This window comes from Amphiplicatus metriothermophilus, assembly GCF_900199215.1.
GTDB classification, from domain to species: domain Bacteria; phylum Pseudomonadota; class Alphaproteobacteria; order Caulobacterales; family Parvularculaceae; genus Amphiplicatus; species Amphiplicatus metriothermophilus.
Genome location: NZ_FZQA01000007.1, coordinates 62,522 through 75,416 on the forward strand (window position 1 = coordinate 62,522; position 12,895 = coordinate 75,416).

The 12,895-nt window shown below is 60.6% G+C and carries 9 protein-coding genes and 1 pseudogene; 2 read left to right on the forward strand and 8 right to left on the reverse strand.

The window, feature by feature from the left end:
* Positions 1–98 precede the first annotated feature (98 nt).
* From arfA to CHB64_RS12805, 6 genes and pseudogenes are all read right to left on the reverse strand, one after another.
* Complete coding sequence (arfA, locus tag CHB64_RS12785; RefSeq protein WP_089413016.1) at positions 99–1,610, reverse strand: arabinosylfuranosidase ArfA; 1,512 nt, start codon at positions 1,608–1,610, stop codon at positions 99–101.
* Between the two features lie 24 nt (positions 1,611–1,634).
* On the reverse strand, positions 1,635–2,780 hold the full coding sequence (locus CHB64_RS12790) for an extracellular solute-binding protein (protein ID WP_200815375.1): 1,146 nt from the start codon (positions 2,778–2,780) through the stop codon (positions 1,635–1,637).
* A 170-nt stretch (positions 2,781–2,950) separates the two neighbouring features.
* Positions 2,951–3,775: pseudogene (locus CHB64_RS15815) on the reverse strand (carbohydrate ABC transporter permease).
* On the reverse strand, positions 3,772–4,341 hold the full coding sequence (locus CHB64_RS15445) for a carbohydrate ABC transporter permease (protein ID WP_200815378.1): 570 nt from the start codon (positions 4,339–4,341) through the stop codon (positions 3,772–3,774). The pseudogene CHB64_RS15815 and the gene CHB64_RS15445 overlap by 4 nt, the downstream one beginning before the upstream one ends.
* A 9-nt stretch (positions 4,342–4,350) precedes the next feature.
* Positions 4,351–4,707, reverse strand: a complete 357-nt coding sequence (locus tag CHB64_RS15450) for a carbohydrate ABC transporter permease (RefSeq protein WP_200815379.1) — start codon at positions 4,705–4,707, stop codon at positions 4,351–4,353.
* Complete coding sequence (locus CHB64_RS12805; protein WP_089413018.1) at positions 4,704–5,798, reverse strand: ABC transporter ATP-binding protein; 1,095 nt, start codon at positions 5,796–5,798, stop codon at positions 4,704–4,706. Before CHB64_RS12805 ends, CHB64_RS15450 begins: the two co-directional genes overlap by 4 nt.
* A gap of 178 nt (positions 5,799–5,976) precedes the next feature.
* Between CHB64_RS12805 and CHB64_RS12810 the strand changes: the two genes are divergently transcribed.
* Together CHB64_RS12810 and CHB64_RS12815 are read left to right on the forward strand one after the other, a co-directional pair.
* Positions 5,977–7,113 (forward strand): aldose epimerase family protein, encoded by a 1,137-nt coding sequence (locus CHB64_RS12810; protein ID WP_089413089.1) that lies wholly within the window; start codon positions 5,977–5,979, stop codon positions 7,111–7,113.
* A gap of 24 nt (positions 7,114–7,137) precedes the next feature.
* On the forward strand, positions 7,138–8,943 hold the full coding sequence (locus tag CHB64_RS12815; RefSeq protein ID WP_089413019.1) for an IlvD/Edd family dehydratase: 1,806 nt from the start codon (positions 7,138–7,140) through the stop codon (positions 8,941–8,943).
* A gap of 18 nt (positions 8,944–8,961) precedes the next feature.
* Here CHB64_RS12815 and CHB64_RS12820 read toward each other — a convergent pair whose 3' ends face one another.
* Entirely contained in the window at positions 8,962–11,307 is a 2,346-nt protein-coding gene (locus tag CHB64_RS12820; RefSeq protein ID WP_089413020.1) for a glycoside hydrolase family 127 protein, read from the reverse strand.
* An 8-nt stretch (positions 11,308–11,315) separates the two neighbouring features.
* Positions 11,316–12,860: an alpha-N-arabinofuranosidase gene (locus tag CHB64_RS12825; protein ID WP_200815380.1), complete on the reverse strand. Its 1,545-nt coding sequence runs from the start codon at positions 12,858–12,860 to the stop codon at positions 11,316–11,318.
* Positions 12,861–12,895: the final 35 nt, after the last annotated feature.

The window sequence follows — 12,895 nt, forward strand, 5'->3', positions numbered from 1 at the left end:
GCAAGGCCTGACGCAGTCGCGGGCGCCAGCGTTGCCCGAAAAACTGAAGTTCTTGTACGGCGCGATAGGCAACGCATCGGGTCGATGACTTATCGTCGTCATGGCGTCAGCCGCGTGACGAAAACGTTCCACGACAAAGGCTTGAGACGCGCGGAGAGGATCTCGCCGTCGATGGTCGCGCTTTGGTGGGGCTTCGGCGCGACCGTATTCGGCGCCTCCCTGGTGTTTGCCGCCTTCAGATCGTCGTGATGCAGCTCGAACGCTTCTTCGAGGCGGCGAGGGCCGAAGCCGCGCAGCTCCGCCTTGAGCGCCATTTCCGCATCTAGGCTGCGATTAAGCGCGAAGACGGCGACGCGCCCGCTTTCGGGATCGTGCAGGACCGATGAGACGAGCAGGGGCGCGGCGTCATACTTGCCGGCCGCGAACCGGCCGGTCTCGATCTTGGCGCGCATCACCTCACCGCGAGCGAAGCGCGACGACAACGCGAATGGATGAAAGATCGTCTGTCGCCAGGCGGGCCCGCCGGGTTCTGTCATGATCGGGCCGATGACGTTGACGAGCTGGGCGAGGCAGGCGACTTTCACGCGGTCGGCATTGTTCATGAGCGTGATAAGCGCGCCCCCGACGACCAGAGCGTCTTCGACGTTGTAGACCTCTTCGAGAAGCCGCGGCGCTAGGGGCCAGCCGGGCTTGCGCAGATGCTTGCCGCCATGCGCCTTGTACCAGACGTTCCATTCGTCGAGAGACAGCATGATGCGCTTCGGGCTGCGCCTTTTTGCGGCGATAGCGTCGGCGATCGCCGCGACTTCGGTGATGAAGCAGTCCAGGTCGTCTATAGCCGTCAGAAATTTTTCGATGTCGTTCTCATCGTTGCGAAAGTACTGATGCAGGGAGATGAAGTCGACATGCTCGAAGCAAAGATCGAGCACTTCGTACTCCCATGCCCTGTAGGTAGGCATGTCGCGATAGGACGATCCGCATACGGCGAGCTGAAGGCTGTCACATCCCAAGCGCATGACTTTCGCCGTTTCCTGAGCGATGCGGCCATACTCGCGCGCGGTCTTGGCGCAGATCTGCCAGGGGCCGTCCATCTCGTTTCCAAGACACCAGAACTTCACATCATGCGGCTCCTCGTAGCCGTGCGATCGCCTGAGCTCAGACCAGTACGTCCCCCGGGGATGGTTGCAGTATTCGAGAAAATTGCGCGCTTCGTCGGGCCCGCGCGTGCCGAGGTTGACCGCGAACATCGGTTCGAGTCCGGCAACCCGGCACCAGTCGATGAACTCGTTCGTTCCGAACTGATTGGTCTCCGTCGCGCCCCAGGCGAGATCGCGCCGCACGGGACGGCGATCTTTGGGTCCGACGCCATCCTCCCAGTTGTAGCCTGAAAGGAAATTGCCGCCAGGATAGCGCCCGATAGTCGGGCCGAGCTCCCTGGTCAGTGCGAGTACATCGCGCCGGAAACCCTTCTCATCGGCTTCGCGATGATCGGGCTCATAAACGCCGCTGTAAACGCAGCGCCCCATATGTTCTACAAACACACCGAAAATACGGCGGTCCAACGGCGCGAGAACAAAGTCGCGATCGACGATGAGGCGAGATTTCAGCATGCGAATATTCTCCCTGATGACAGGTCATATATGGTCCAGAATGTCGTTTACCCGGCGTTCCATGTCCGCGAGCGCCTGAGGGATCGTTTTCGCGCCGCTTATGGCCGCTGCGGCTTCCTGGCCGATGATTGTCTCTATGGGGAATTGCCGACGCACTTGCTTGGGCAAGGGCGTCGCGATTTCGGCCAGTTTCGCCAGCTGCGGACGGTAGGGCAGGGAGCGCCACGCCTCGCTTTCGATGATCGATTTGAAAACCGGCAGATGCCCCGTTCTGGACCAGTCGAAGTTATGCGCGGTGAAGAATCTCAAAAACCGAACGGCGGCCTCTCTCGTCGCAGGCGAGCGCTTGTCGTTTCTGGGCATGACCCAATTATGGCCGTCGGCGTATACGACGTCATAGGCGAAGAGCTGCGGGTACGGAACGACAATATATCCGCCAGATAACGGATTTCCGGGCTCTTTTGAACGCGCATCGAAAGTTCCGACCATCCATGTGCCGACAAGGAAGACTCCGCCGTCGCCGCGCATGAAGCCGGCGACAGCGGCGCTGTAGTCTTGGTTCCTGGTCGTGTGATTTTCCTCGAAGATCGTCTTGAACAGGGCCAGCGCGCGGGTGGCTTCGAGCGTCTGAAAGTTCGCTCTGCCGTCCGCCGTGTAGAGTTCGGCGCCCTGCTGCATGGCGAAAGTGTAGAAGTTGCGCGCGAAGCCGGCGTATTCGTTGGCCGTTCCTTGCACGAAATAAGGCTTGCCGATGCGCTCCCTGAATCGCCGCGCATGGGCGTAGAGCTCGTCAGGCGAGCGGGGCAGCAACGGCTCGCCGTCGCCGATGAGGCGGGCTTCGCGAAAATAGTTCAGATTGATGTGCCAAAGAGGCGCCCAGGTGTCGATCGGCGCGCTCCACAGCTCGCCTTCTATGGTCACTGCTCGCCTTGCTGCGTCGGTCAGATCGTCAGTGCGCACGCCGGCGACGGCGAGAAGTTCTCCCATAGGCTCAAGTAGGCCGCGAGCTTGATAGTCGGAGATGACGGAACCATGCATGGTTACGAGATCGGGCGCGTCGTTTGCGGCGAGCTGGGCCGTAAGCTGATCATAGCCCGGCCAGAAGACGACATTCTCTATGACTTTTATGTCAGGGTTCTCGGCTTCGAACCTGTTTATGATGGCCGTCATGATTCCGCATTCCCCGAATGCGGATGAGATGTCGACGACTGCGCCGTATTCCGCCTCGCAGGCGCCGAAAAATCGCTGTATGACGAGCTCGGTTCTGGCGTCTTTTTGCGCGCCGCAGGAAGAAAGTGCGAGAAGCATCGCCGTCAAGGGAAGGATTTTTACCAGGGATGTCATCGTCCGGCGGCTCCAGCGACGGCCTGAACGATGTATTTCTGGAAGAACAGATAGAAGATCAGAATCGGCAGTGCGGCGAAGACGGCCTGCGCCATGAGAAAGCCCAGCCCCTCAGTTTGCGCGAAGTTTATCTGCGTCGAGGCGATTCCCACGGTGAGTGTAAACATGTCCTTGTTGGTGGCGGAAATGAGCGGCCACCAGTAGTCGTTCCAAACGGACAGAAAGGTAAAAATCCCGAGCGTCGCCTGCGCCGACACCGTCAGGGGAAAGAGCACTTTCCAGAAAACCTTGAAACGGGAAGCATTGTCGATGAGCGCGGCTTCATCGATTTCCTTCGGAATGGCCCTGAAATATTGAGTCATCAGGAACACGCCGAACGGCGCGGCGAGGCTTGGCGCGATCAGCGCGGCGTAGGTGTTATGCATCGATACGGCGCTGAACATCTGGTGGCGCGCGATGATTACCGCCTGCTCTGGCACGGCGAGACCGAGCAGTACCACGATGAAAAGGAGCTAGCGTCCCGGAAATTCAAGCCGGGCGAAGCCGTAGCCGGCGAGCGAAGACAGAACCAGCACGCCTGTCGTCGTCAGAAGCGAAACGATTAGGCTGTTTATGATCCAATGGAAAACCTGGCCATCGCCAAGAATGGCGGTGTAATTTGTAAGCGTGTAGGGCGCGCGAAAGACCGAACTTGTGTCCGCCATAAGGGCGGCGTTGTCCTTGAACGAGAGCGCGAGCACCCATAGCAAGGGCGCGAGCATCGCGATCGCGCCGAGAGCGAGCGCTGCGAGCGCGGCCGGATGAAGCGGGCGGGCGTTCATGACCCGCTTCCTCTGCGCGAGGCGATGAAATACTGCGCCATCGCAGCGACAGCGATGATCGCGAACAGCACTTGGGCGGCCGCGGCAGCATAGCCGAGCTCCCACTGTCGCCAACCGGTTTCGTAGATGAAGAGGACGATCGAGCGCGTCGCGTTGTTCGGCCCTCCCTGAGTCATCAACTGGGCTTGCCCGAAAAGCTGGAATTGCAGAATGATCTCTATGGTGATGACGAGAACGGTCGTGCGCCGGACCGCAGGCAATGTGATGTGACGCAGCGTTCTCCAGCGGCCGGCATTGTCCAGCGCAGCCGCCTCGTATAGCTCGCGCGGCGTCTGCTGCAGGGCGGCCAGAAACAGAACCATCGGCAGGCCGCGGCACCACCATATCGTGGTGACCGCGATGGCTGGCATGGCGAAGCGCGGATCGTTGAGAAAGGCGACCGGCTCGGCGCCTGTCGCTTCGGCGGCCACCGCTAATAGTCCGCCGTCAGGTATATAGACAAGACGCCAGACCAGCGTGACGACGGTGACCGACAGCACGGTCGAGGAAAAGAAGACGGTTCTCAACGCTGCCGCTCAGCGGGTCTGGCGGTTAAGGGCGAGAGCAAGCACAAATCCGAGTACGGTCAGCGTCGGCGCGGTCAACAGCACGAAATACAGCGTGTTCCAGACGGCTTGAAGGAAGATCGGATCGCGAAGCAGTCGAATGAAATTCAACAGACCGATGAAGGCTTCGACGCCGAACAGATCGGATTTCGTCGTCGACAGCCACAAACCCATGGCGAGCGGGATGACGATCATCAGCGCGAACGCTGCGAGGTAAGGCGCGACAAAGAGAAGATTCGCCCAGCCCTGCTGCGTCTGAACGTGCGCCGGCGCAGTCTCGATTTCTGCTGCCGGCGTGGCGGGGCGCATGGTCAGAGCGTCGCTCATGGGCGCCTCGCATGGTGACCGGCTCCGTCGCCGTCGAAAAGATGCGCGGCCTCCGCGCAGATCTTCAGCCCGCACGCCTCGCCGGCGTCGATGCGGGATGCGCCGACGTCTTCGGCGACGATTACTTCGCCGTTCGGCAGCTTCACATGTGCGAGGGTTCTTTCGCCCAGCCGCTCGACGAGCTGGATCTCTCCGCGCAGCTCGGCGCCGTCACAAGCCGCGATGCGCACATGCTCCGGCCGGAGGCCGACAAAGAAATCGCCTCTTTGCGGCAGGGAAAGGAACGGAATCGCGCTCTGAAAAGAGCATACGCCCGGTATAGAGACGCGCGCGTCGCCGTTATCGTCAGGCGATACGTTTGCGGACAGAATATTCATCCTCGGCGAGCCGGCGAATGTCGCGACGAATCTGGTCGCCGGGCGCTCATATATTTCCATAGGCGAGCCGATCTGCTCGATGCGTCGCTCATTGAGCACGACGATGCGGTCTGCGAGCGTCATCGCTTCGACCTGATCGTGCGTGACGAATATCATGGTGGAGGCGAGTCGGCGATGAAGCTGCGCCAGCTCGATGCGGGTGCGCGAGCGCAGCGCCGCGTCCAGATTGGAAAGCGGTTCGTCGAACAAAAACGCCTTGGGTTCTTTCACGATCGCCCTGGCGATGGCGACGCGCTGCTTTTGCCCTCCTGAAAGCTCGCCAGGGCGTCGGCTTAGAAGATGGACGATCTCCAGGCTCTCCGCGGCTGCCGCGATTCGCTTGTCAATCTCATCGCGAGGCGTGGCGATGTTCCGCAGGCCGAAAGAAAGATTGTCCCGCACCGTCATGTGGGGATAGAGCGCATAGTTCTGGAAAACCATGGCTACGCCGCGCGCGCCCGGCGGCAGGGGGTCAATGCGGACGCCGTCGAGATGGATTTCGCCGTGATCGGCCGTCTCCAGTCCAGCGATCATTCTGAGAATGGTGGATTTGCCACATCCTGAAGGGCCGAGGAGAACGACGAACTCGCCGGGCGCGATGTTGAGCGAGATACGCTCCACGACGGAGACCTCGCCGTAGCGTTTGCTGACATTGACCAGCTTCAAGCCCGACACATGGCCTCCCAGTTGAATAGTATTATATTATTATATTAAGCATGTTTCGGCCCGATCTTCACGGTCCGGAGCCCCCCAGCGCGACGGTATTTAGCAGCAGGCGATTGCCTCTTGTCAATCTCGGGCGAATGTTTCAAGAAAGGCTTATAGGCAGACAAATATGATAAATGAGGCGAGAATGGCCAGGAAGGCGTGTACAATCGCGGTGGTCGCTCTTTACGGATATTCAAGCGCGGCGATAGCGGCTGAGGCCGAGCGCGCGCAGTTCGGCGCGCTGGCGGACGGCCGCAAGGTCGAGGCGGCCGTCCTCGCCAATTCCAACGGCGTGTCGGCGCGGATCATCGCGCTCGGCGCAACGCTGCAGTCGCTTTCAACGCCTGATCGCGATGGCGAAATCGACGACATCACGCTCGGCTACGACACGGCTGCGCAGTATATGGCCAAGCCGCAATATTTCGGAGCTACGGTGGGGCGCTACGCCAACCGCATCGCGAACGGGCGGTTCGAGGTCGACGGGAAGGTCTATCAACTTGAGACCAATGACGGCGAGAATCATCTTCACGGCGGTTTCGACGGGTTCGACAGGAAACTCTGGACGCTCGAATCGGTCTCCAGCGAGAACGCAGAGGCGCGAGCCGTTTTCGTTTACGTCAGCGCCGACGGGGACGGGGGGTATCCCGGAACCCTGACGGCCCGCGCCATATACACGCTCAACGACGCCGACGAACTCACGATCGAGTATCAGGCGACGACCGACAGACGCACGATCGTCAACATCACCAATCACAGCTTTTTCAATCTGGCCGGCCAGCGCGCCGCCCGCAGTGCCATGGACCAGCGCCTCGTCCTGAACGCGGACGCGTTCACGCCCGTCGACGAGGGACTCATTCCGACCGGCGAGCTTCGCGCCGTCGCCGGTTCGCCCTTCGACTTCCGAAAGCCTGCGCCGGTTGGCGCGCGCATTCGCGACGCGTCTAATGAGCAGATTCTTCTGGGTCGCGGATACGACCATAATTATGTCATTAAGGGCGAGGCGGGCGAAATGCGCTTCGCCGCTCGGTTGGAGGATCCCGTCTCTGGGCGCGCGCTTGAGCTGTGGACCGACGCTCCCGGCGTTCAGTTCTATAGCGGCAATTTTCTGGACGGGACTATCGTCGGCAAAGGCCGGCGCGCCTACCGGCAGGGTGACGGAATCTGTCTTGAGCCCCAGACCTTCCCCGATGCGCCGAACCAGAAATATTTCCCCTCGCCCTATCTCGACCCTGGCGAGACATACAGCAACAAGATGATCTTGCGGCTGAGCGTTTCTGAGTAGCCCTGGAGCTCGAAAGGTCGAAGCATGAGCCGTGAAGGAAAAAAATCGTCGAGGAAACTACGCTCCCAGGCCTGGTTTGATAATCCCGCCAGCCCCGATATGACGGCGCTCTATCTCGAAGCCTATATGAATTACGGCCTGTCGCTAGATGAACTGCAATCCGGCAAGCCGATCATCGGCATCGCGCAAACCGGCAGCGATCTCAGCCCCTGCAATCGCCATCATTTGACTCTCGCCGCGCGCATTCGAGACGGCGTTCGCGAGGCGGGCGGCGTTCCGATCGAGTTTCCCGTTCATCCCATACAGGAGACGGGCAAGCGTCCGACTGCGGGCCTCGACCGCAATCTCGCCTATATGGCGCTCGTCGAGGTGTTGTACGGCTATCCCATCGACGGCGTCGTGCTGACTATCGGCTGCGACAAGACGACGCCTGCATGCCTGATGGCGGCGGCGACGGTCGACATTCCTGCGATTGCGCTTTCGGTCGGGCCGATGCTGAACGGCTGGCACGAAGGGCGGCGTATGGGCGCGGGCACAGTCGTGTGGAAGGCCCGCGAAATGATGGCGGCCGGCGACCTTGACAAGGAAGAGGTGATAAAACTTGTCGCGAGCGCCGCCCCGTCGACGGGATATTGCAACACAATGGGTACGGCGACGACGATGAATTCGCTGGTCGAGGCGATGGGCATGTCCTTGCCCGGCTCGGCGGCGATACCGGCGCCGCATCGTGATCGCGCGGAATGCGCCTACTGGACCGGACGGCAGATCGTCGAAATGGTGCATGCGGATCGCAAGCCGTCTGACATTCTTACGCGGAAGGCGTTCGAGAACGCCATTCGCGTGAACTCTGCGATCGGCGGTTCGACGAATGCGCCCATTCATCTGATAGCGATCGCACGCCACATGGGCGTCGCGCTTTCCATAGACGACTGGCAGACATACGGGCGCGACATACCCATGCTCGTCAACATGCAGCCTGTCGGCGAATATCTAGGCGAGGATTATTTCCGGGCGGGAGGCGTTCCCGCCGTCGTAGCCGAGCTAATGAAGCACGGGCTTATACACGAAGATGCGCTGACGGCCAACGGTAGAACCATCGGCGAGAACTATCGCGATGCGAAAAGCCTCGATCAGGACGTCATTCGTCCCTACGACCGGCCGGTGAAGGAAAGGGCGGGCTTCACCGTTCTACGGGGTAACCTTTTTGACAACGCTATCATGAAAACAAGCGCCATATCGGAGGATTTCCGTCGGCGCTATCTGTCGAATCCTGACGATCCGGAGGCGTTCGAAGGCGTGGCCGTATGCTTCGACGGTCCGGAAGATTATCGCGCGCGCATAGACGATCCGACTCTCGATGTGAGTGAACGCTCAATCCTCATCATGCGCGGCGCCGGCCCCATAGGCTATCCGGGCGGGGCGGAAGTCGTGAACATGCGCGCGCCGTCAATGCTGATACGCGCCGGAATCGCCTCGCTACCTTGCATTGGAGACGGGCGACAATCAGGCACGTCGGGCAGCCCTTCAATTCTGAACGCCTCGCCCGAAGCGGCCGCCAACGGCGGCCTTGCGCTGCTGCGCACGGGCGACCGCATTCGCATCGATTTGAAGGTGGGAGAGGTGAACGTTTTGCTCGACGAAGAGGAACTGACGCGGCGCCGGCGGGAGCTGCTGGAAAGAGGCGGCTATCCCTACCCGGAAAGTCAGACGCCTTGGCAGGAATTGCAGCGCGGCGTCGTCGGCGGCCTGGGAGACGGAGCGGTTCTCGAACCGGCCGTGAAATATCAGAAAATCGCCCAAAAGTTCGGCGTTCCCCGCGATAATCATTGATCGGCCTGGGGCCGACGGTCATTCACGCAGAATCCGGCATTCATAAACAGGCGCGTCGCTGCCTTTGGTTTCGAAACGCACAATCGCCGATTTCCTATCGCGGAAAAGGCCTTCGGGAAGCGGATAAGTCTTTGCGACGAATCTCGCGATGGGCGGGCCGGGCCGCGTCTCATGAGCAATTTTTTCGCCGTCGACCAGAATATCGAAAGCTTTGTCGATCTCCTCTCCCCAATACTGCGCATAAAGAAATCTCGCCTCGGGCGTCACAGCCATGTCGAATTCGATATAGTTGCCGACGCCCCACCATGCCTGCCGGCCGTTCTTCCCGCCAAAGGCGACAACGTCGCTGTGATTGGTTCGAAAGTCATGCCGGCGTTCGGAGTCCGGTTCGCCTAGATGAATGACGTCGATGGTCCGCACGTCGATGGCGGTTTTTTCGGCCTGCGCGACGGCGAAAGCCGCCTCGCGCTCCGTCCATTCCGCCGCGGTCAATTGCGGGAAGTAAACGGCGGTCCGCCTGTCGTACAGGTTGAAGAAGGGCTTGAGAACGACAGAATCCGACGCAGCGCCGGCCATTTCGTATGTGTAAGGCATGTCGTCGAGAGGAGTGAGCGAGCGCATCCCGCCGCCTTTCGGTAAGGCGGGGGGAATCTGCTCGAATGGCGCGTTTGAAGGGCCTAGGTCTGCGGCGAGAACGAGGGGGCCATGCAGGAACGCGAGCGTTTCAGGGGCGTCCGGCGCCGCCTCCGCTCTCAGCTCCATCGGCAGCTTAAGAAGGATCTTGTCGCCGGCGCGCCAAATACGACGCATAAGAGCGTAGCCGTTCTCACGCTTTTCCGGTTCAGCTTTTGCGTTGTTGATGAAAATCTCCGGCGCCGCACACCACCCCGGCATACGCAACGCGAGCGTTCGCGCTTCCTCCGGCGCCTTTTCGACTGCGATGACGACGGCCTCCGCGAAAGGGAAACCTGTTTCCAGCGACAGCCGCATACGGCCTTCAACCCACGCCGCTTCGGACGGAATAAACAGATTGATGAAAAGCGTATCGGCGCCGGCGCGCCAGTAGATGGAGTCGCCGTGCTTGGCGTGGCTTTCCATACCCGAGCCGACACAGCACCAGAAGGATTCCTCCGGCGTCGACCATGTGCGCCGCGCCCCTGACGACAGCGGCATGAAATAGGCGAACATGCCGTCATCTGGGCGCTGATGCGCCATGATGTGATTGAGGTGAGTCCGTTCATAGTAATCGAACAACCGTGTGTCCGGAGACCAGCCGAAAAGGCGCCGCGTCAGCTTGAGCATATTGTAGCTGTTGCAGGACTCGCAGGTGCGATCGCTTAAGGCGCCGGCGATAACGTCAGGCGGGCGGAAAAACTCCCATTCTGAATTTCCGCCGATGACATAACTGTGATGATTGACGACAATGTCGTGAAAATACGCCGCGGTATCGGCGAAATGCTTCTCGCCGGTCAGATCATGAAGGCTAGCCAGACCGATGACTTTCGGAATTTGCGTGTTCGCGTGCAGGCCGGAAAGGATGTTCCGGCCCTCGGAGAGGGGGTCGAGGACGGCGCGATCACGAATGCGTCTGGCGAGGGCGAGCCAGCGCCCCTCGCCCGTGGCGGCGTAGGTTTCGGCGTAGCTCTCGTTCAGTCCTCCATGCTCGGCGACGAGAAGAGCTTGCATCTGCGCGTCGTCGAGCCCTTCGAGAATCGTCGCCAGATAATCGGCCATGCCGAGCATGACCTCGAGCGCTAGGGTGTTTGCGCAAAGCCGATAGGCGTCGATCAGGCCGGCATGCACCTTGTGCCACGCATAAAGAGGGACCCATCCGCCGTTCACGTCGAACGGACCGGCGCGTATGTCGCCTGTACGGACTTCCTCGAAGATGATTTTTCCGTCGACGACGCGCCCGTCGCGCTCGACCGTCGTTCCGCCGATATAGCCGTCGCCATGCGCTTGCTGACAAGAAGCAAGCTCGCGGACAATGTGATCGACGCGCGTCCGAACGGCCTCGTCGTCGGTTTGCGCGTGCATAAGCGAACACGCCGACAGATAATGGCCGAGCGTATGGCCCGCGATCCCTCTCGCTTCCCAGCCGCCATAGAGCGCCCCTTTTGTCGGCAGTCCGGCGCTTTTATGGAAATTGTGCAGCAGCCGTTCGGGATCGAGCGAGAGGAGATAGCGGCGGTTCGCCTCGATGGCGTCCTTGAAGATCGAAGGCTTGAGCCGCACGGCGTGCAGAGGGAGAGGTTCTGCGCGGCGCGGCGAAGGAGCGGCTTCTCCGGAGGGCGGCCCCGCGCAGGCGGCCAGCGCCAAAGCGCTGGCCGTGCAAAGAACGTCGCGGCGGGTGGGCGCGGACATTCCGCCTGTCAATCTATGGAGACGACTGCGACGGATTTCGCCGGCAGGCGGAAAACAATCTTTCCGTCGCGAGTCTCGCCGGCGTAAGGGGCGGGCTTGACCGCCTCCGGATTATCGAAGGTGTTGTGCGCGTCCATTTCTTGGGCGGTCAGGATCTGCCCCGACGCCGAGCCGCTGAAATCCGTCCTGACTTCGGCCGGATCGTTGGGGTGCAGATTCACGAGCGCCATCCACAGCTTGCCATCCGTCCCGCGCGCCGCGGAAACGTCCACATGCGGCAGCGCATGATCGCCGATGCGAAAAGTCGGCGCTTTGAACCTGACAGGATAAGGCGTCGCGTCCTTGAAGGGCTTGTAGAGGGCCAGCGCGTGATAGGTCGGCGTCAACGTCATGCGCGGACCGTCGGTGAGAATGGACGCCTGCAGCACATTCACCATCTGCGCGATGTTCGCCATCTTCACCCTGTCCGTATGGCGATGAAAGATATTCAGGGTCAGCGCTGTCGTGATCGCGTCGCGCAGCGAGTTCTGCTGGTACAGAAATCCGGGCGTTGACCCCGGCTCGGCGTCGTACCAGTTCCCCCATTCGTCCACATAAAGCGCGACGCGCTTTTCCGGATCATGTCTGTCCATGATCGCCTTGTGATCTTTAAGGATTTCATCCATACGCATGGCGCGCCAGAGCGTCGATGACCACTCCTCGACCGGAAAACCGGTCGCCGAACCTTTCTTTTCCCAGTTTGCCGTCGGGAGCGTGTAATAATGCAGGCTGATGGCGCCGGTGGTCGCCGGGCGCGCGTCGCGCGTCAGCGTTTCGGTGAAAGCGAAATTCTCATCATAGCCGCCGGACGCGACCTTCACGATGTCTTTGCCGGGATCGACCTTGACGAAGGTTGCATAGCGGCTGTGAAGATCTGACGAATACTCCGCGTCCATATGGCCGCCGCAGCCCCAGCTTTCGTTTCCAACGCCGAAATACTTGACAATCCACGGCTCTTCGCGACCGTTGGCCTTGCGCTCCCGCGTCAGCGTGGTGTCGCGATCGGAGGTCATGTATTCGACCCACTGCGCCATGTCGCGCGGGGTTCCGGAACCCATATTGCCGGCGACGTATGCCTCAGCGCCGATCATTTCGACGAAATCGAGAAATTCATGCGTGCCGAAAGAGTTGTCTTCCTGAACCCATCCCCAGTGCGTGTTGATCCGCACGGGGCGCTCTTCGCGCGGCCCGATTCCATCGCGCCAGTGATATTCGTCAGCAAAGCAACCGCCAGGCCAGCGGATCACTGGAACTTCGAGCGCCTTCAGCGCGTCGAGCACGTCGTTTCGGAAGCCCTTGGTGTTGGGAATGTCGGAATCTTCCCCAACCCAAACGCCTTCATAGATGCTCCGGCCGAGATGTTCGGCGAAATGTCCGTAAATGGTTGGTTCGATGACGGGCCCAGGCGCGCTTTGATCGATGCTCACCTTGACGCTGACGACGCTCTGCGCGAGCGCGGGCGCCGCGAACGCCAGCGTCGCCGCCGCGCCGGCTGCTGAAACGATGGATTTCATTTCCCTCTCCTTGCTGCGTTTCCTCATGGGGTTTG

Coding starts and splice junctions, on each gene's coding strand:
- CHB64_RS12790 (WP_200815375.1), bottom strand. CDS start 2,780: ATGACGGCCATCATAAACAGGTTCGAAGCCGAGAACCCTGACATAAAA.
- CHB64_RS12810 (WP_089413089.1), top strand. CDS start 5,977: ATGGCCAGGAAGGCGTGTACAATCGCGGTGGTCGCTCTTTACGGATAT.
- CHB64_RS15450 (WP_200815379.1), bottom strand. CDS start 4,707: ATGAGCGACGCTCTGACCATGCGCCCCGCCACGCCGGCAGCAGAAATC.
- CHB64_RS12825 (WP_200815380.1), bottom strand. CDS start 12,860: ATGAAATCCATCGTTTCAGCAGCCGGCGCGGCGGCGACGCTGGCGTTC.
- CHB64_RS12815 (WP_089413019.1), top strand. CDS start 7,138: ATGAGCCGTGAAGGAAAAAAATCGTCGAGGAAACTACGCTCCCAGGCC.
- arfA (WP_089413016.1), bottom strand. CDS start 1,610: ATGCTGAAATCTCGCCTCATCGTCGATCGCGACTTTGTTCTCGCGCCG.
- CHB64_RS12820 (WP_089413020.1), bottom strand. CDS start 11,307: ATGTCCGCGCCCACCCGCCGCGACGTTCTTTGCACGGCCAGCGCTTTG.